The organism is Streptomyces sp. NPDC014656 (assembly GCF_043084305.1).
Classification (GTDB): domain Bacteria; phylum Actinomycetota; class Actinomycetes; order Streptomycetales; family Streptomycetaceae; genus Streptomyces.
Genome location: NZ_JBIBZN010000003.1, coordinates 649,787 through 668,123 on the forward strand (window position 1 = coordinate 649,787; position 18,337 = coordinate 668,123).

Here is an 18,337-nt window from a genome sequence, read left to right on the forward strand (position 1 = left end):
AACCGCGTGACCAGCGCCACCCAGATCCGCGAACTGCTGCGCGCCGCCGCCTGGCTGCCGGAGGACGGCCGCCGGGCCGACCGCCACGAGGTGGCCGACGAGGCCGACCTCGGCGACGGACTCCGGCTCGTCGTGACCGCCGCCGTCGGCGGACCGGCGCACGGCCGGCGGTTCCTCGTCCCCGTCCGCGCGGACGCCCGGGGGCGCCCCTCCGAGGCGCCCGGCACCGAGGACTTCGACCGGGCGTGCGTCCGGCTCGCCGCGGCGGGCGCCCGGATCCCCACCGCCCGCGGCGGACACGTCGCCTTCCGCGGCTCCGGCCCCGCCCCCCGCGCGGTCCGGGTCCGCCCCTTCGACCGCGGATGGTCCTCGAACTCGCTCTCCCTGCTCGACCTCGACGGCCGGCCCCACCTGCACAAGACGTACCGGACCCTCGGCCCGGAGGTGCGCGAGCCGGAGCTGCTGCGCCTGATGGACGGCAGCGGCCACACGCCCCGCTGGTTCGGCGACTACTCCTACGTCCCGCCCGGCGGCGGCCCGCCGCTGCCGCTCGGGGTGGTGTACGCGTACACCCCGGGCTCGGGCATGGACGCCCCGCTCCGCGCGAACCTGCGCGCCCTGTGGCCGGAGCTCGCCGCCGCAGGACCGGCCGGACCGGCGGGCCCCGCCGCCCTCGACGCGCTGGTGCGCGCGCACCTCGCGCCGCTCGCCGGCACGCTCACCGCCGCCCGGGAGTTCCTCGGCTCCTTCCACGAGGAGCTGCGGTCCCGGCTCGGCGGGGGCGCGCCGCCCGCCGCGTACCCGGTGGAGCGGGCGCTCGACGCCGCCGAGGCGCGGATCGCCGCCCTGGCCGCCCGCGGCCGGGACGAGGCGGTCCTGCCCGCCGCGGTCCTCGACGGCGCCTTCCGGGCGCTCGGCGAGGAGGCCGCCCTGCTGCGGGCCGCGTTCGCGGCCTCCGCGGCACCGCGCCCCGCCGGGCCCTGCCACGGCGACCTGCACCTGTCGCACCTGTTCGCCGACCCGCCGCGGGTCATCGACATCTCCACCCCCAGCACCGGCCCGGGCGAGGCGGGCTGGGCGGAGCAGTCGCCGCTGGAGGACCTGGTGGCGCTCGGCCGCGCCCTGGAGTACTTCTCCGCCGACGAGGCCGCCGACCACGCCGCCCGGCTCCTCGGGGTGGACCCCACCCGGACCATGCTCGCCTCGCTCGACGGCGGCGCCGGGCTGGCCCCGCGCGAACGGCCCCCGCTGCTCCTCGTCTTCGCGACCGCCGACGCGTGGCGGCGGGAGGTCGCCCGGCTGCTGCTCGGCCCCTCGGGGACGACGGCGGAGCACGGCGGCGAGGAGCTGCGCAGGCTGCTGCACCTGCGCCGCCTGCTGCACGAGCTCGACTACAACTTCGCGCACGCCCGGCCCTACCACGCGGCCATCGACCTGCGCCACGCGACGGCCCTGGGCCGTCCCACCCACCGCACCCGCACTCTCACCACGAGGAACTGACGTGAGTGACGCCCCCGATGGCCCCGACGCCCCCGACGGCCCCCTGCACATCATCGAGACCTACTTCGAATGCTGCGGATTCGACCACACCTTCCTCCAGGGCGGCACCTCGGTCTACCTCTGGAACATCTCGCGCGCCTTCGCCCGCAAGGGCCACCGGGTCTCCATCGTGACCCCGGCGCACGGCCGCCTCGACGACCTGCGCCGCCGCCACGCCGTGGAGGACCTGCCCTACGAGGACGTCCACACCCTCCCCCTGGTGCTCGACCCCGAGGTGTGGCGCGGCTTCCCCGCCGAGGTTCCGGTGGAGCTGCGCACCACGGCCCACCGGATCCGGCTGGAGGGCGTCGACCTCTACTTCCTGTCGAACGACTACCTGGACCGGCTCCCGGACACCTTCTACCCGCCGTACGCGGCGAAGGGCCGCGACCTCACCTTCTTCAAGCCGCTGGTCTTCCAGGTGGAGAGCGTCCGCTTCCTGCGCGGCTGGTTCGGCGGCGAGCGGGCGGTCGTCCACGCCCACGAGCCGTACTACCACTACCTGCTGCCGGCCGCGCTCGCCGGAGACCCGCTGAAGAGCGTGGTGACGACCGTGCAGAGCAACATGCCGATCACCAAGAAAGTGTACGGACCCGAGGTCCGCCGGCTGCTCGCCCTGCTCGGCGCCCCGCCGCCACCGGCGGAGCCGCCCGCCCCGCCGGCCGGGGTGCGCGAGGCCCAGCGCCAGTACCAGACCCGGACGCACCTGCACTACGAGTACCCGGAGGACCACCTCACCGTCTACGGCCTGGTCGCGGACCACTCCGACCGGATCGACTTCCTCTGCGAGGGCCAGCGGGACTTCTCCAACGGCTTCCGGGACACGCCCTTCGAGGAGCTGTTCGCCGCGCTGCCGGTCGCGGAGACGGTCCGGCGCAACGCCCACAAGCAGTTCGTCGGCGGCTGCGCCGTCTCCGACGCCTGGCTGGCGGGCGATCCGGACGCGGTGGACCGGACGGCGGTGCTCTCCGGTCTCGGCCTGGACCCGGCGCTGCCCACCTTCTTCCACAACGCCCGCTACGCGGTGCACCACAAGGGGCAGGTCGAGCTCTTCCGCGCGGTCGACCGGGTGCTGTCCGAGGGACTGGACGCCAACTTCGTGCTGCGCTGCATCTCCGGCACCGGCATCGACGACCCGTACGTCCACGAGGTCGTCGCCCGGCACCGGGGCCGGATCCACCTGGAGTGGGAGCGGGTCGGCGAGGAGCGGGTCTTCGCGCTCGCCTCCGCCGCCGACTTCTGCGTCTTCCCGTCCAAGTTCGAGATGGACACCTTCCTCATCGCGCAGGGCGAGGCGATGGCCTGCGGGGCGGTGCCCATCGCCACCGCCCAGTGGGGCATGGCGCACTTCGGGCACGCCGACGAGGGCGACGGACGGACCGGCTTCGCCGTCAACCGCTCCTTCGCCGAGGACGACGCCCTGCTCGTCGACGCGCTCGCCGACCGGCTGCGGCAGGCCGTCCGCCTGTACCGGGAGCGGCCCGGGGAGTACCGGACGCTGTCCGCCCGGGCCCGCGCGGTGGCCCGCGCCTTCACCTGGGACCACGTCGCCGACCTGCACCTGGAGGTGTTCCGGGAGCTGTGGCGCGGGACCCCTCCCGAGCCGGCCGTCGAAGCGGCGCTGCGGCACGGCTGGTTCGGGCTGCTGCCGGACGCGGTGTGGAAGGAGCGGCCGGACGAGGTGCTGGCGGCGGCCGTCGCCGCCGGGGACCTCGACGCCGCCGGACGCCTCGGGCCGCTCACCGCCCCCCTGGCGCTGCGGTTCTTCGACGCGGCCTGGGCGCGGGCCGACTTCGCGACCTGCGAGGAGGTCCTGGCGCGCGCCCCCGGCGCGGTGCCGGCGGAGCGGACCGCGCCGCTGCGCGGGCGCTGCCGGCCGGGCGGGGCGGGGCTGGTCTACCGCCTCGGGCACGCCGAGCGGGTCGAGCTGGTCGTCCCGGGCCCCCGGGACGAGGGGGGCCGCGGGGAGGCACGGGTCACCGAGTGGACCCGGACCGCCCCCGGCGAGTTCACCGGCGCCGGACCGGCGGGGGATCCCGCCGCCCGGCTCCTCCTGACGCTGTCGAACGGGCGGATCGCCTGGGACGAGGTACGACATGGCTGACCACCCCACCTCCGCGCGGGACTCCGCCGCCGGGGTCCGGACCGTGCTGCTGGCCGGCGGGCGCGGCGAGCGGATGGGCCGGCTCGGCGCCGGCCGGCTGAAGCCCCTGGTGCCGTACGGCGGCGCCTGCCGGCTGGTCGACTTCAGCCTGGCCAACGCCCGCGACTCCGGTCTGGCCGAGGTGCTGCTGCTCTCGCAGTACGAGGAGCGGCTCCTCATGGACGACCTGCACACGGTGTGGAACGGCGTCGCGCCCGGCTTCCGCGTCCACTTCGGCCCGTACGACGCCGCTTACCGCGCGGCCGGCACCGGCCTGCCCGAGGAGCTTCCCGAACGGACCTGGCCGCTGGAGCGCGGCACGGCCGACGCCCTGATCCGCAAGGCCGACCACGTCTTCGGCCCGCGCACCGAGCACGTGCTGGTGCTCCACGCCGACCACGTGTACCGCTTCGACTACCGGCCCCTGATCCGGCGCCACGTCGAGCGGCGGGCCGCTCTGACCGTCGCCTACCAGCGGATCGACCCGCGGTACGTCCACCTCTTCGGCATGGTCGGCCTCGACCGCGAGGAGCGGCTCACCTCCTTCGTCGAGAAGCCCGAACACCCCACGTCCGACCTGGTGTTCGCCGCCTTCTGCGTCTTCGACGCGACCGTGCTGCGGCGCTACCTGGACGACCTGGACGGCACCGGCTGGCAGCACGACATCAGCCGGGACGTCATCCCCGCCATGCTCGCCGGCGGGGAGCGGATCCTCGGCCACCGGGTCGAGGGCCACTGGGAGGACATCGGCACGGTGGAGCGCTACCACCGCGCCCACCTCGCGATGACCCGCCCGGACGCGACGCTCCCGGTGACGGCGCTGCCGCGCACCCTCGCCCCCGGCGTCTCCCGCGGCCTGGTCGACCGGGCGCCCGGGGTGCACCGCTCGATGGTGCCGATGGGCCTGGCCAACCGGGGCCTGGTCGAGGAGAGCGTCGTCTTCCCCGGGGCGCGGATCGGGGCGGGCGCCCGGGTGCGGCGCAGCGTGGTGCTGCCCGGCGCGGTGGTGCCCGACGGGGCCGACATCGACTCCGCGGTCGTCCTGGAGGACGGCTTCGTCCAGCACGTCGAACCGATGCCGTCCGCGGCACGCTGAGGAGCCCCATGCACATCGTCAACTTCGCCTACGAGTGCGGGGGCTTCGACCCCCGGCTGATGCGCGGCGGGCTGTCGCCGCTGGTGTGGAACCTGTCACGGGAGTACGCGGCGCTGGGCCACCGGGTGTCGATCGTGACCCCCGCGCACGGGCACCTGGAGCGGCTGCGCGCCACCCGTCCGGTCGAGGAGCTGGACTACCGCGTCGACCACGCGGTGCCGCTGGTCCTCGACCCTAAGACCTGGCCGGGTCGCCCCGCCGAGCTGTCGCTGGCGCTGACCACCCGGGCGTACCGGCTGCGCCTCGACGGCGTGGACGTGTACCTCCTCTCCGACTCCCACCTCGACCTGCTGCCGGACCGGCTGTACCCGCCGCCGGACTCCGAGGGCCGGGAGCTGTCCTTCTTCAAGCCGCTGGTCTTCCAGGTCGCCGGGCTGCGCTTCCTGCGCGACCGGCTGGGCGCCGGGCACGGGGAGGGCGCCGAGCCGGCGGTCGTGCACGGCTTCGAGCCCTCGTACCACCACCTGGTGCCGCTGGTCCTGAAGGACGACCCGCGCTGGCGGTGCGTCAGCACGGTCGCGGCCAACGCGCCCGTCACCCACAAGGTCTACCGGCCGCAGACCGAGGCGGTGCTGCGGCTCTTCGGCGTCGACCCGCTCCGGATCGGCGCCGCCGGCGGCGATCCCGTCGCCCTGGACGCCTGGGAGGAGCCGGCCCCGCCGGAGGACTCCCCCACCGCGGCGATGGTCCGGGCGCTCGCCGCGACCCGGCTGCACACCGAGTTCGGCCCCGACCACGTGTCGCTCTTCCCGCAGCTCCTCGCCCACGCCGACCTGGTGGACTTCGTCTCGCCCGGCCAGCGCGACCACCACAGCACCTTCGAGGGCACCCCGATGGAGCGGTACGTGAGCGGCCTGCCGGTCGCCCGGCTGCTGCGGCGGCACGCGGGCAAGCTCTTCGACGGCGGCTGCGGGGTCTCCGACTCGTGGCTGGCGCGCGACCCGGCGGCGGTCGACCGGGCGGCGGTGCTGCGCGGCATGGGCCTCGACCCGGCGCGCCCCGTCTTCTTCCACTCGGCCCGCTACGCGGTGCACCACAAGGGCCAGCTGGAGCTCTTCCGGGCGATCGAGGAGGTGCTGGCGGAGGGCGTCGAGGCGTCCTTCGTGCTGCGCTGCGCGACGGGCGCGGGCGGCGCGGCCGCGACGGCGCCCGCCAACGCGTACTTCCAGCGGATCGCGGACGCCCACCCGGACCGGGTGCGGCTGGACTGGACGCTGGTCGGCGAGGACGCGCTGTTCACCGAGGCGGCGTGCGCGGACTTCACCCTGTGCCCCTCCAAGTTCGAGCTGGACGGCTTCCTGATCGCCCAGGCGGAGGCGATGGCCTGCGGCGCGGTGCCGATCGGGACCGCGCAGCGGACGACCGCCCACTTCGGGCACGCGCTGCCGCGGGACCACCCGGACGCGACCGGCTTCGCGGTGCGCGGTTCCTTCCGCGACGACGACCGGGAGCTGGCCGGGCTGCTGGCCGGCCGGATCCGGGAGGCGGAGCGGATGTTCCGCGAGGCTCCGGAGGAGTACGCCCGCCTGTCGCGGAACGCGGTCCGCACCGCCCGCGGCTTCACCTGGGGGGAGAGCGCCCGCCGCCGGCTCGGCGCCTTCCGGGAGCTGCTCGACGGCGTCCCGCGCCGGCTGCCCGCCCGGGACGCCGCGCGGTACGGCTGGTTCGGGCTGCTGGACGGGGCGGAGCTCGCGGAGCACCGCGAGACGGTCCTGCGGCACGCCCTGGAGCGGGGCGACGCCGACGCCTACGGGCGGTGCGCGGAGCTCGACGGGCCCGCGTACGAGGCGCTGTTCGCCGCCGCGTACCGGCGGGCGGACTTCGAGCGCTGCGCCGCCCTGGCCCGTGACGCGGGCCGGGACGACCTCATGGCGCCGGTGCGGCACCGGTGCCGGATCGCCCCGGCCGCGCCGGACGCCCCGCGCGCGGTGGAGTACCGCCATCCGGGGCTGATCGCGGTGGACGCGGTCGTGGACGGCGCGGCCCCGGGTCCGGCGGAAGCCGGTGACGCGCCGCTGGAGTCGGCCGACGAGGCCGCCCGCTCCGACGAGCCGGTGCCGGCGGCCGGGACCACCCGGCTGGTGGCGCTGCGCCGGGACGCCGACGGCGTCTTCCGCGGCGCGGTCCCGGCCGGCGGTCCGCGCGGCGGCCTGGTGCTGCGGCTCACCCACGACGACGGGAGGACCGCCTGGGACCACGTGCCGGTGCCGGAGGCGCCGCCGTACCGGGTGGTCGCGACCGACCTCGACGGCACCCTGCTGCGGTCCGATCTGACGGTGTCCGGACGGACCCGGCGGGCGCTGGAGCTGGTGGCCGCGTCGGGGGCCGCGCACCTGGTGGTGACGGGCCGTCCGGCGGCGGCGTGCCGCCGGCTCCTGGACTCCCTGGGCTACACCGGCCTGGCGGTGTGCGGGCAGGGCGCGCAGCTGTACGACGCGGGCACGGACCGGCTGCTGTCGGCGGAGCGGCTCGACACGGAGCTGGCCCGCTCGGTGGTGGCGCGGGTGGAGGAGCTCCTCGGCCCGCTGGAGCTGGGGGTGGTGACCTCCCCGCCGGAGAGCCGGTTCAAGGTCACGCCCGGCTTCGGTGAGCGGGTGCGGCACGGCTGGGACGTGACCGCCGACCGCTCCCTGCTGTGGGACGCGCCGATCGACAAGCTGGTGCTGCACCACCGCGCGGTCGGGGACGACGCGCTCACGGAGGCCGCCCTGCGGCTGTGCGGCGACGAGGTGACCGTCGTGCACTCGGTGCGGGGGATGGTGGAGGTGCTGCCCCGGGGGATCACCAAGGGCACCGGTGTGGCGCGGGCGCTGGAGCTGCTCGGCCGCACCGGGGCGGAGACCGTCGGCTTCGGCGACATGCCCAACGACATCCCGCTGCTGGCGCTCGCCGGGCACGGGGTGGCCGTCGCCAACGCGCACCCCGCGCTGCGGGCCGTCGCGGACGAGATCGCGCCCGGCCACGAGGAGGACGGCGTGGCGGCGGTGCTGGAGCGCCTCTTCGGCGCGCCGGTGGTGCCGTTCGCGCCGCCGGAGCACGGCCCGGAGCCGGTGGCCGTCCCCGCCGGCGCGGGAGGTGCCCGGTGAACGATCCGCTGAAGGCGCTCGCCGAGGCCCACGGGGTGGCGACCTCGTACCGCACCGACCGGGGTCGGGAGGTCGCGGTGGCCCCGGACACCCTGGTCGCGGTCCTCGCGGCGTGCGGGGTGGACGGTTCGACGCCGGCCGCCGCCCGGGCCGCCCTGGCGGCGCACCGCGCCGTCCGGGCCCGGCGGCTCGTGCCGCCGTGCGTCGTCGTCGACGGCCCGGACGGCCCGCTCCCCCGGCTGCCCCGGGGTGCCCGCGCGCGCGTGCTGTGCGCCGACGGGCGGGAGCGGGGCCCGGCGGACGGGCCGCTGCCGGCCGGGCGGCACACGCTGACGGTGGAGGCGGACGGACGGCGGGACACGGCGGTGCTGCTCGTCGCGCCGGAGCGCCCCGGCCCCGCCCCGTACTCCTGGGGCTTCCTCGTCCAGCTGTACTTCCTGCTGTCCCGCCGCTCCTGGGGCATGGGCGACCTCGGCGACCTGACCGGGCTCGTCTCCTGGGCGGGGCGGGAACTCGGCGCCGACTTCGTCCAGTTGGGGCCGCTGCACGCGATGGAGCCGGGTCCGCTGCCCGACCCGTCGCCGTACCGGCCGAGCAGCCGGAGGTTCCCCGACCCGATGCACGTCCGGGTCGAGGACGTCCCGGAGGCCGCGGGGCTCGCCGACGGTCCGCTGAGCCGGGTCCGGCAGCTCGCCGAGCGGGCCGCCGCGCTCAACGCGGCGGTGCTGGAAGGGAGTTCCCTGATCCGCCGCGAGGAGGTGCGGGAGCTGAAGCTGCGCGCGCTGCGCGAGGTGTACGAGGTGCCCCGCACCCCGGCGCGCGAGGCCGCGTTCGCCGCGTACACCGAGCGGGAGGGCGGGGACCTCACCGACTTCGCCACCTGGTGCGCGCTGGCCGAGGTGCACGGTCCGGCGTGGCGGTCCTGGCCGGCCGGGCTGCGCGATCCCCGCTCGGCCGAGGTGGCCCGCGCCCGGCGGGTGCTGGCCGGTCCGGTCGGCTTCCACCGCTGGCTCGCCTGGATCACCGACGAGCAGTTGGCCGGAGCCCAGCGGGCCGCCCGGGAGGCGGGCATGCGGATCGGCCTGGTGCACGACCTCGCGGTCGGGGTGGCCCCGGAGGGGGCGGACGCCTGGGCCCTGCGGCACTGCCTCGCCGAGGGCATGTCGGTGGGCGCCCCGCCGGACGACTTCAACCCGGCCGGGCAGGACTGGGGCCAGCCGCCGTGGCGCCCGGACGCGCTGGCCGCCGAGGGGTACCGGCCCTTCGCCGCGCTGCTGCGGGCCGGCCTGCGGCACGCGGGCGCGCTCCGCGTCGACCACGTGATGGGGCTCTTCCGGCTCTGGTGGGTGCCCGAGGGCCGCCCGCCGTCCGAGGGCACCTACGTGCGCTACGACGGGGCGGCGATGCTGGCCGTGCTCGCGGCGGAGGCCGCCGACGCCGGGGCGCTGGTGATCGGCGAGGACCTGGGCACGGTCGGGCCGGGCGTCCGCGAGGCGCTCGCGGACCGGGGCGTGATCGGGACGGCCGTGCAGCGCTTCGAGTACGAGGGCGGGCCGGAGGGCCGGCTCGGTCCGCTCGCCCCGGAGAAGTGGCGGGAGCACTGCCTGGCCACCCTCACCACCCACGACCTGCCGAGCACGGCCGCCTGGCTCAGCGGGGAGCACGTCGAACTGCGCGACCGGCTGGGCCTGCTGACCCGGCCGGTCGCGCAGGAGCGGGCGGAGGCGGCCCGCGAGCGGGACGGCTGGCTGGCCGAGCTGGAGCGGCTCGGCCTGCTGCCGGACCCGGCGGGCGAGGTCGCCGCGCTCCACGCCTACCTGGGGCGGACCCCGGCCCGCATGATCGGGGTCTGGCTGCCGGACCTGACCGGCGACCGGCGGCCGCAGAACCTGCCGGGCACCGCGGGGCCGCACCCCAACTGGTGCCTGCCGGTCGCCGACGGGGAGGGGCGGCCCGTCCCCCTGGAGGAGCTGACCGAGGCTCCGCTCGCCCATCACCTGGCCGGGGCGTTCGCCGGACGGCCGGAAGCACACCGAGACATCGAGGAGAGGCATGCCTAGCCGGGTTCTTGCTGACGAGGAACGCCTGCCGGGCGTCCGGGAGGACGCCGACGGTTTCAGCCTGCTCGCGCCGGACGGCACCGGATACCGGGCGGAGCTGATCTCCGGGGTGCTGTCCCCGGACAACCCCGCCCTGGCGCGGGCGATCGGCGGGCGGCGGGTGGTGGCCTTCACCGGGCCGACCGTCGGCGGCCTGTACGGGGAGGCGCTGGTCCGCTACCTGGAGGCGCACCTCGCCCCGGGCAGCTGGACGCTGCACACGATCGGCACCGGGGAGCGGAACAAGACGCTGGCCACGGCGGAGCGGGTCTGCGCGCTCGCCAAGGCCGACGGCCTGGACCGGCACGGGGTGATGCTCGCCCTGGGCGGCGGGATCGTCGCGGACGTGGTCGGCTTCGCCGCGTCGATGTACGCGCGGGGGATCCGGCACATCCGGGTCAACACCACGCTGGTCGGCCAGGTCGACGTGGGCGTGGGGGTGAAGACGGGGGTCAACGCCCTGCACACGAAGAACATGTTCGGCGCCTACCACCCGGCGCACGCGTCGCTGAGCGACCCCGCCTTCCTCGCCACCCTCCCCGTGCGGGAGATCCGCTGCGGTCTCGCGGAGATCGTGAAGATGGCGGTGATCCTGGACGAGGAGCTGTTCACCACCCTGGAGCGGTACCCCGACGCCTTCCGGGCGTCCGGGACGCCGACGCCGCCCGAGGTGGAGACGTACGTCCTGCGGACCTCCATGCGCCTGATGATGGAGGAGCTCTGCCCGAACCTGCGGGAGAAGAACCTGGCCCGCCTGGTCGACTTCGGGCACACCTTCAGCCCCGTCGTCGAGACCGCCGGCGACCACCGGCTGGAGCACGGCGAGGCGGTCGCCGTGGACATGGCCCTCTCGGCCTGCCTGGCCCTGCGGATCGGGCTGCTCGACGAGGAGTCGTGCGACCGGATCATCGGGCTGCTCGCCCGGATCGGACTGCCCGTCATCGACCCGGAGACCTGCACGCCGGAGCTGATGACCCGGGCGCTGGAGGAGTCGTGGGAGCGGCGGGGCCGCCGGCTGCACCTGGTGGTGCCGACGGCGGTGGGCAAGGCGGTCTTCGTCGACGAGCTCGCCGACGTGACCCCCGAGGTGCTCCGCCGCGCGCTCGGCGAACTCGCCCGGCGGGCCGCCGGGTTCGCGGCCGAGGGGGCGGGAGCGTGAGCGGCGCGGCACGGCCGGTGGTGAACCTCAGGGAGCTGTTCGCCGCCAAGGAGCACGACCACGGCGGGCGCGGGACGATCCTCGCCCACCGGATCCTCGCCCGGGGCGCCGGGAGCCCGGGGGCGTCCTTCATCGACCTGGCGGTGCTGCCGCCGGGCACCTCGATCGGCCGCCACCGGCACGGCCGCGACCGGGAGACGTACGTGGTGCTGAGCGGCAGCGGCGTGATGCTCCGGGACGGCGCCGAGTTCCGGGTGACGGCCGGGGACGTGGTGGTCAACGAGCCGTACGGCGAGCACGGGCTGAGCAACGACTCCACGGAGGACCTGGCCCTGCTCGTCTTCGAGGAGGAGGTGCCCGATGACGTCCCCGCGGGCTGACGCCGCCGCGCCGGCCGGACGGCGGATCACCGTCGTGGACGTCGGCGGGACGACGCTGCGGGTCGGGACCTTCGACGCCGCCGCGGGCGGCCTGCTGCCGGACGTGCGCCGGACGCCCGTCGACGGCATGGCCCGCTTCCCCGGGTCCTCCGTCCCGGTGCTCCAGGAACGGGTGGTCGGACAGATCGCGCGCGAGGCGGAGCGGGAGGCCGCCGCCTCCGGCTCCGACGGCCTGTGCGTCGCCTTCGCCGGCCCCGTCGGCCGTGACGGGACCGTGCGGGGCGCGCCGACGGTGTGGGGCGGGGGCGGCGCTCCGCTGCCCCTCCGGGAGCTCCTGGAGGCCCGGCTGCCGGTGCCGGCGCTGGTCGTCAACGACCTGACGGCGGCGGCCTGGCGGTACGGGGCCGCTTCCCCCGAGCCGTTCTGTCTGCTCACGATCAGCTCGGGCATCGGGAACAAGGTGTTCCGGGGCGGTGAGGTGCTCCTCGACGACGAGGGGCACGGCGGGGAGCTGGGCCACTGGACCTACGACCGCTCGCCGGACGCGCCGCCGTGCGACTGCGGCGGCCGGGGCCACCTCGGGGCGCTCGCCTCCGGGCGGGGGGTGCTCGCCGCCGTGCGGCGGGCCGCCGCGGCGGATCCGGAGGGGTACGCGCGCTCGGCGCTGGCCCGGACGGCGGCCGGTCCGGCGGAGGTGGACAATCCGGCGGTCGCGTCGGCCGTCCGGGCCGGGGACCCCTTCGCCACGGAGGTGCTGCGGGGCACGCTGGTGCCGCTGGCGGCGGCGATCGGCGGGGTGTTCGCCTCGATCGGCGTCCGCCGGTTCGTGCTGATGGGCGGTTTCGCCCTGGCGGTCGGCGAGCGGTACCGCGCGCTGCTGGCGGCGGAGCTGGTCCGGCAGGGCTGCTTCGGCCTGACGGACGGGCAGGTCGCGTCGATGGTGGTGCTCGGGGCGGACGACGACGACCACGGTCTGATCGGCGCGGGCCTCCTGATGGACCGCCGGCTGGGCCCGGCGCCGGGCGGCGCGGGGACGGCCGGGACGGCGGGAACGGCGGGAACGGCGAAGGCGGCGGAGGGTTCGGAGAGGGTGGTGGCGCGATGAGCGCGGACCCGGCGGGTCACGGGCCCGTCCTCGTGGTCGGCAGCGGCTTCGTCGGCACGGAGATCGCCCGGCGGCTCGCCGGCGGGGGCCGGCCGGTGACGCTGGCCTCGCGCGGCCGGCCCGCCCGGCCGCCCGAGGCGTACGGGGCGGCCTGGACGCCGCTGGACGCCACCGACCCGGCCGCCTGCGCCGGGGTCGTGGCGCGGGTCGGGCCCCGTGCGGTGGTCCTGGTGCACGGGCCTTCGGACGTCACCTGGTGCGAGGCGCACCCGGAGGAGGCGGCCGCCGCGCACACGGCGGCGACGGCGTCCTTCGCCGCGCTGCCGGGCCTGGACCGGCTGGTGATGATCTCGACGGACAACGTCTTCGACGGCACCTCGGCGCGGAACGTGGAGACGACCCCGACGGCCCCGGCGAACGCGTACGGGACGGCGAAGCGGCGGGCCGAGGAGCTGCTGCTCGCCCGGGCGGTGTCCCCGGCGACGGTGCTGCGGGTCAGCCTCGTCTACGGGCACGAGCCGGCCGACGCGGGGAAGTGGCTGAACTTCTTCGCGTCCTGCGCCCACCGGCTGGTCCGGGGGGAGCCGGTGGAGGCACCGGACGACCAGTGGACGACGCCCGTCCTGGTCGAGGACGTGGCGGCGGTGACCTCGCTGCTGCTCCGCCCGGGGGGCGCGGTGCCCGCGCTGCTGCACCTCGGCGGCCCGGAGCGGGTCTCCCGGGCGGGCTGGGCACGGGAGGTCGCGCGGGCGCTGGGGGCCCCGGAGGAGCTGGTGCGCCCGGTGCCCCGGGCCTCGGGCCGCTATGCCTCGCGGCCGGAGAACACCTGCCTGGCCAGTACGTCGCTGGCGTCGGTGCCGGGGATGGAGACCGTCACGCTCCGGGGTGTCGGGGCCGCCGCGGCGGTGCTGGCCCCCGCCTTCCGCGAGGCCTGAGCGCGGCCACCGGGCCGTCGGCGGCGCCCCGTCAGCGGAGGGCGTCGCCGACGGCCCGGTGCACGGCCCGCGCCAGGCGGGCGCCCCAGAGCGAGCGGGGCCCGGCGAAGGGCTCGGCGGCTCCGCCGGGCAGGGGGGTCCGGGCGAGGACGCAGACCGCGTCCGTCGGGGTCCCGGAGCAGTCGTGGCCGGCGTCGAGCAGCGCCTGCACCTTGGCCTCGGTCGCGGTGGCCACGGCGTTGACGAGCGCGGCGTCGGTGAGCGGCGCGGGCACGGTGACGACGATGTTGATCGTGCCGGGCGGCTGGGGCGGGGGCACGGCCGGCCCCGGTGCCGCCGCCCAGCCCCGCACCTCGATGCCGGCGGTGGCCACCGCGTCGACGCCGCCGTCGGAGGCGGCCCCGCGCCGGGCGACGTCGGCGGCGGTCATCAGCCCGACCCCGGGGCCGCGGAGGCCGGCCCGGCGGGCGAGGCCGGCGAGGTGCGCCTCGGGGTCGGTGCGGGTGTAGCCGTGGGCGACCTGGACGTTCATCACCCAGGACCGCTCCCCGATCCCGCCGCCGAGCACCGCGCTGCTGACGGCCCGCCAGCCGGGCCCGTGCCGCCACAGGAGCGCGCCGAGCGCCTGCCCGTCCTCGTCCCGCTCCAGGAGTTCCGGAAGGGCCGGGGGGACCGGCAGGGTCGGTTCCACCACGACGGTCACCGCAACGCGCTCCTCGCTCACCTGTACGTCCCGGTGATCCTACGGGCCGGTCAGCGGCGGCTGCGGACCAGGAGGTACAGGAAGTACGGGGTGCCGATGACGGCCGTCATGGTGCCGGCGCCGAGCTGGGCGGGGGCGATGACGGTGCGGCCCACGGTGTCGGCGGCGCAGACGAGGACGGCGCCGAGGAGGACCGCGACCGGGACCACCCGGTGGTGGCGGCGGCCGACGAGGGCGCGGGCGGCGTGCGGGGCGACCAGGCCGACGAAGCCGATGGTGCCGGCGGCGGCGACGGCGGTGGCGCTGAGCAGCACGCTCAGGGCGAGGAAGCCGAGCCGGCCGGGGCCGAGCGGCAGGCCGAGGAGGCGGGGGGTGTCCTCGTCGAGGGAGACCAGGTCCAGTTCGGTGCGGCGGGCGACGGCGACGGCGAGGCCCACGAGGACGGCGACGGCGAGCGGCAGGACGTCGGGCGGGGTCCGGCCGTAGGTGGAGCCGGAGAGCCAGGTCAGCGCCTTGGTCGCGTTGAAGGGGTCGGTGAGGATGATGAGCAGGGCCACGACGGCGGCGGTGGCGGTGTGCACGGCGAAGCCGACGAGGACGAGCCGGGTCTGCTTGAACCCGCCGCGGGAGGCGAAGCCGAAGACGACGAGGGCGGCGCCCGCGGCGCCGGTGAACGCGGCGCCGGCCACGCCCCAGGAGCCGGCCGTCGGCACGGTGGTGACGAGGAGCACGGCGCCGAGGGCGGCGCCGCCGGAGACGCCCATGATGCCGGGTTCGGCGAGCGGGTTGCGGGTGACGGCCTGGACGAGCGTGCCGGCGAGGGCGAGGGCGGCGCCCGCGAGGAGCGCGGCGAGGACCCGGGGCACGCGGGTGTCGAGGACGAAGGAGACGGTCCGGCCGGCCTCTCCGGCGGCCCAGTTGGCCACGTCGCCGAGGAGGAGCTTGGCGTCGCCGAGGAGGACGCCGCCGATCGTGACGCCGAGCAGGGCGACGACGAGGACGGCGGTGGTGGCGAGGAAGGCGGTGCGGCCGCGGATGCGGAGCCGGTCGACGGCGACGTCGCCGGTGTCCCGGAGCCGGGTGGCCATGACGATGACGAAGACCGCGCCGACGAGGCTGGTGACGACGCCGGTGGGGACGGAGACGGCCGTGTCGGCGGGGACGAGCGTGCGCAGCAGGACGTCGGCGCCGAGGACGAGGGCCGCGCCCGCGAGTCCGGCGGCGGGGACGAGGGCCCGGCTGCGGGCGTAGCCGCGGAAGCGGCGGGCGAGCGGCCGCATGAGGGCGGGCGCGCAGAGGCCGACGAAGCCGACGGGCCCGGCGAGGGTGACGGCGGCGGTGGCGAGCAGCGCGGCGAGCACGACGGCGGTGACGCGGGTGGAGCGGACCGGCACGCCGAGCCCGCGGGCGGCCTCGTCGCCGAGGGCGAGGGCGTCGACGCGGCGGGCGAGGAGGAGGAGTCCGACGAGGCCGACGACGGCGATCGGCAGCATCTGGAGGACGCCGTCGAAGCCGTTCTGGGCGATGCTGCCCTGGTTCCAGTGGTAGACGCCCTCGGTCTGCTGCGGGAAGAGGAGCAGCAGGCCCTCGGTGAGGGCGGTGAGGCCCAGGGTGAGGGCGCTGCCGGCGAGGACGAGGCGGACCGTGCCGGAGCCGAGGCCGGAGAGGCCGAGGACGACGGCGGCGGCGGCGAGTCCGCCGGTGAAGGCGATGCCGGAGGAGGCGAGGAAGGGCAGGGAGACGCCGGTCGCGGCGGCGAGGCCGAGCGCGAAGTAGGAGCCGGCGTTGACGGCGAGGGTGTCGGGCGCGGCGAGGACGTTGCGGCTGACGGCCTGGAGGGCCGCGCCGGCCATGCCGAGGGCGGCGCCGACGAGGAGCCCCGCGACCATGCGGGGCAGCCGGGAGGCGACGACGACGGAGGCGTCGCCGGGGTCGGCACGGCCGGTGACCGCCTTGACGATCTCGGCCGCGCCGACGGAGGCGGTGCCCTGGGTGATGTCGACGAGCGCGAGGCAGGTGACGAGGAGGAGCAGGGCGGCCGTCACCGCCGCCGCGCCCGTGCGGGTGGCTGCGGCCTGGGGACGGGCGGCGGGGGTGGTCGCGGTGACGGCCATGGTGCGGGGTTCCTCGTGTCCTACTTCTTCGTGAGCGCGGTGACGACGGAGTCGGCGTACTGGGTCATCGAGCCGGTGCCGCCGAACATCCAGATGCCGTCGGGGAGGCGGTGGACGTCGCCCTTCTTGACGAAGGGGAGGGAGGTCCACACCTTGTCCTCGGCGAGGACGCCGGAGAACGGGGTGGCGTTCGGGTCGCCGTCGTTGCCGATGTACGCGAAGTGGACGCCGTCACCGAGCTTGGTGAGGCCCTCGACGTCGGTGGCGCCGAGGCCGTACGCCGGGTCGCCCTTGACGGTCCAGGCGTTCTTCAGGCCGAGCTTCTCGTTGACGGCGCCGATGAGCGAGCCGCTGGTGAAGGGGCGGACGGAGACCTGGTTGGAGACGAGGTAGCCGTCGGCGAAGGCGTACTTCGCGCCCGCCAGGCCGGCGCCGGCGAGGGCCTTCGCGCCCTCCTCCAGCTTCGCCTCGAAGCCCTTCTTGAGCTCGTCGGCCTTGGCCGTGGTGCCGGTGGCCTCGGCGATGAGGTCGAGGTTCTTCGTCATCCGGCCGATCGGGTCGGCGGCGTCGGCGGCCTTGACCTCCAGGACCGGGGCGACGGCGCGCAGCTGCTTGACGGCGGCCGGCGGCAGGTCGGAGGTGGCGAGGATGAGGTCGGGCTCGAGGGCGGCGATGGTGTCCATGCTGGGCTCGCCGCGGGTGCCGACGTCCTTGGGCTCGTTCTTGAGCGGGACGGCGGTGTTCCAGGTCTTGTAGCCCTTGACGTCGGAGACGCCGACGGGGTCGACGCCGAGGGAGATGAGCTGCTCGACGACGTTCCACTCGGTGCCGACGACCTTGGTGGCCGGGCCGTCGAGCTTGACCTCGGTGCCGGTGTCGTCGGTGAGGGTGATCGGCTCGGCCTTCTTGTCGGCCTTGGCGTCGGCGGCGGGCTCGGTGGTGCCGCACGCGGTCAGGGCGAGGGCCGCCGTGGCGAGGGCCGCGGCGGTGAGGAGGTGCTTTCTCATGGGGTGGGGCTGAGCCTTTCGGATCGCGCGGGGGTTCGCGTGTGGTGCCGGCCGAGGGCGCGGGTGCGGAGCCTGCCGGTGAGGGGGTCGGTGTCGACCTCGATGCGGATGCCGTACGTCTCCGTGAGGCGGGGTCCGGTGAGGACCTCCTCGGGGAGGCCGTCGGCGACGACGCGTCCGGCGTGGAGCAGGACGATCCGGTCGCCGACGGCGGCGGCCTGGTCGAGGTCGTGGAGGACGGCGCCGACGGCGATGCCGTGAAGGTCCGCCAGGTCGCGCACGAGGTCGAGGAGTTCGACCTGGTAGCGCAGGTCGAGGTAGGTGGTGGGCTCGTCGAGGAGGAGGACGCCGGTCTCCTGGGCGAGGCAGCCGGCGAGCCAGACGCGCTGGAGCTGTCCGCCGGAGAGGTGTTCGGCGCCCCGGTCGGCGAGTTCGTCCACGCCGGTGAGGGCGAGGGCCCGCTCCACCGCGGCGGGGCCGTCCGGGTCGGACTTCCCCCAGCGGCCGCGGTAGGGGTAGCGGCCGAACTCGACGAGGTCGCGGACGGTGAGCCCGCCCGGTGTCGGCCGGCCCTGGGTCAGGAGGGCCACCTTGCGGGCGAACTCACGGGGGCTCAGGGCGAGCCCGTCGGTGTCGCCGTCGAGGACGAGTTCGGCGCGGCGGGGCCGCTGGAGGCGTGCGACCGTGCGCAGCAGCGTCGACTTGCCGCTGCCGTTCGGTCCCACGAGGACGGTCACCTGGCCGGGCCGCAGGGTCAGGGAGGCGTCGTGGACGACGTCGACTCCGTCGTAGGCGACGGTGACGGCGGTGGCCGACAGCTCGTGACCGCGCGGGCGGGGGACCGTGGAGGTCTCTTCACCTGCTTGCACGACGCTTAGGTTAGCCTAACCTCAGTCGGCCGGAACAGGGGG

Annotated in this window: 13 protein-coding genes; 9 read left to right on the top strand and 4 right to left on the bottom strand. The window is 76.4% G+C overall.

Annotated elements, in window-relative coordinates; genetic code table 11:
• Nucleotides 1-6: 6 nt before the first annotated feature.
• Genes ACF1ED_RS10215 through ACF1ED_RS10255 form a run of 9 tightly spaced genes read left to right on the top strand, consistent with a single transcriptional unit; the run spans nucleotide 7 to nucleotide 13,602 of the window.
• Nucleotides 7-1,500 (top strand): hypothetical protein, encoded by a 1,494-nt coding sequence (locus ACF1ED_RS10215; RefSeq protein WP_391758539.1) that lies wholly within the window; start codon nucleotides 7-9, stop codon nucleotides 1,498-1,500.
• 1 nt (nucleotide 1,501) lies between these two features.
• Nucleotides 1,502-3,643: a glycosyltransferase gene (locus tag ACF1ED_RS10220; RefSeq protein ID WP_391758541.1), complete on the top strand. Its 2,142-nt coding sequence runs from the start codon at nucleotides 1,502-1,504 to the stop codon at nucleotides 3,641-3,643.
• Nucleotides 3,636-4,778 carry a sugar phosphate nucleotidyltransferase gene (locus ACF1ED_RS10225; RefSeq protein ID WP_391758543.1) on the top strand — a complete coding sequence of 381 codons (1,143 nt, stop codon included), beginning with the start codon at nucleotides 3,636-3,638 and terminating at the stop codon, nucleotides 4,776-4,778. Before ACF1ED_RS10220 ends, ACF1ED_RS10225 begins: the two co-directional genes overlap by 8 nt.
• A gap of 8 nt (nucleotides 4,779-4,786) precedes the next feature.
• The gene (locus ACF1ED_RS10230; protein WP_391758545.1) at nucleotides 4,787-7,924 is read left to right on the top strand and encodes an HAD hydrolase family protein; all 3,138 of its coding nucleotides are present in this window, start codon (nucleotides 4,787-4,789) and stop codon (nucleotides 7,922-7,924) included.
• Nucleotides 7,921-9,984, top strand: coding sequence for a 4-alpha-glucanotransferase (gene malQ / locus ACF1ED_RS10235; RefSeq protein ID WP_391758546.1), 2,064 nt, complete (start codon nucleotides 7,921-7,923; stop codon nucleotides 9,982-9,984). The genes ACF1ED_RS10230 and malQ overlap by 4 nt, the downstream gene beginning before the upstream one ends.
• Nucleotides 9,977-11,182 carry a sedoheptulose 7-phosphate cyclase gene (locus tag ACF1ED_RS10240; RefSeq protein ID WP_391758548.1) on the top strand — a complete coding sequence of 402 codons (1,206 nt, stop codon included), beginning with the start codon at nucleotides 9,977-9,979 and terminating at the stop codon, nucleotides 11,180-11,182. The genes malQ and ACF1ED_RS10240 overlap by 8 nt, the downstream gene beginning before the upstream one ends.
• Nucleotides 11,179-11,562 carry a cupin domain-containing protein gene (locus ACF1ED_RS10245; protein ID WP_391758550.1) on the top strand — a complete coding sequence of 128 codons (384 nt, stop codon included), beginning with the start codon at nucleotides 11,179-11,181 and terminating at the stop codon, nucleotides 11,560-11,562. The genes ACF1ED_RS10240 and ACF1ED_RS10245 overlap by 4 nt, the downstream gene beginning before the upstream one ends.
• Nucleotides 11,543-12,667: an ROK family protein gene (locus ACF1ED_RS10250; RefSeq protein WP_391758552.1), complete on the top strand. Its 1,125-nt coding sequence runs from the start codon at nucleotides 11,543-11,545 to the stop codon at nucleotides 12,665-12,667. Before ACF1ED_RS10245 ends, ACF1ED_RS10250 begins: the two co-directional genes overlap by 20 nt.
• Nucleotides 12,664-13,602 (top strand): SDR family oxidoreductase, encoded by a 939-nt coding sequence (locus tag ACF1ED_RS10255; RefSeq protein ID WP_391758554.1) that lies wholly within the window; start codon nucleotides 12,664-12,666, stop codon nucleotides 13,600-13,602. The genes ACF1ED_RS10250 and ACF1ED_RS10255 overlap by 4 nt, the downstream gene beginning before the upstream one ends.
• A 31-nt stretch (nucleotides 13,603-13,633) precedes the next feature.
• Here ACF1ED_RS10255 and ACF1ED_RS10260 read toward each other — a convergent pair whose 3' ends face one another.
• Genes ACF1ED_RS10260 through ACF1ED_RS10275 form a run of 4 tightly spaced genes read right to left on the bottom strand, consistent with a single transcriptional unit; the run spans nucleotide 13,634 to nucleotide 18,295 of the window.
• Nucleotides 13,634-14,305, bottom strand: a complete 672-nt coding sequence (locus ACF1ED_RS10260) for an adenosylcobinamide amidohydrolase (RefSeq protein ID WP_391758556.1) — start codon at nucleotides 14,303-14,305, stop codon at nucleotides 13,634-13,636.
• A 50-nt stretch (nucleotides 14,306-14,355) separates the two neighbouring features.
• On the bottom strand, nucleotides 14,356-16,419 hold the full coding sequence (locus ACF1ED_RS10265; protein ID WP_391758558.1) for an iron ABC transporter permease: 2,064 nt from the start codon (nucleotides 16,417-16,419) through the stop codon (nucleotides 14,356-14,358).
• Between the two features lie 20 nt (nucleotides 16,420-16,439).
• The gene (locus ACF1ED_RS10270) at nucleotides 16,440-17,426 is read right to left on the bottom strand and encodes an iron-siderophore ABC transporter substrate-binding protein (RefSeq protein ID WP_391758560.1); all 987 of its coding nucleotides are present in this window, start codon (nucleotides 17,424-17,426) and stop codon (nucleotides 16,440-16,442) included.
• Entirely contained in the window at nucleotides 17,423-18,295 is an 873-nt protein-coding gene (locus ACF1ED_RS10275) for an ABC transporter ATP-binding protein (protein WP_391758562.1), read from the bottom strand. Before ACF1ED_RS10275 ends, ACF1ED_RS10270 begins: the two co-directional genes overlap by 4 nt.
• Between the last annotated feature and the right edge of the window lie 42 nt (nucleotides 18,296-18,337).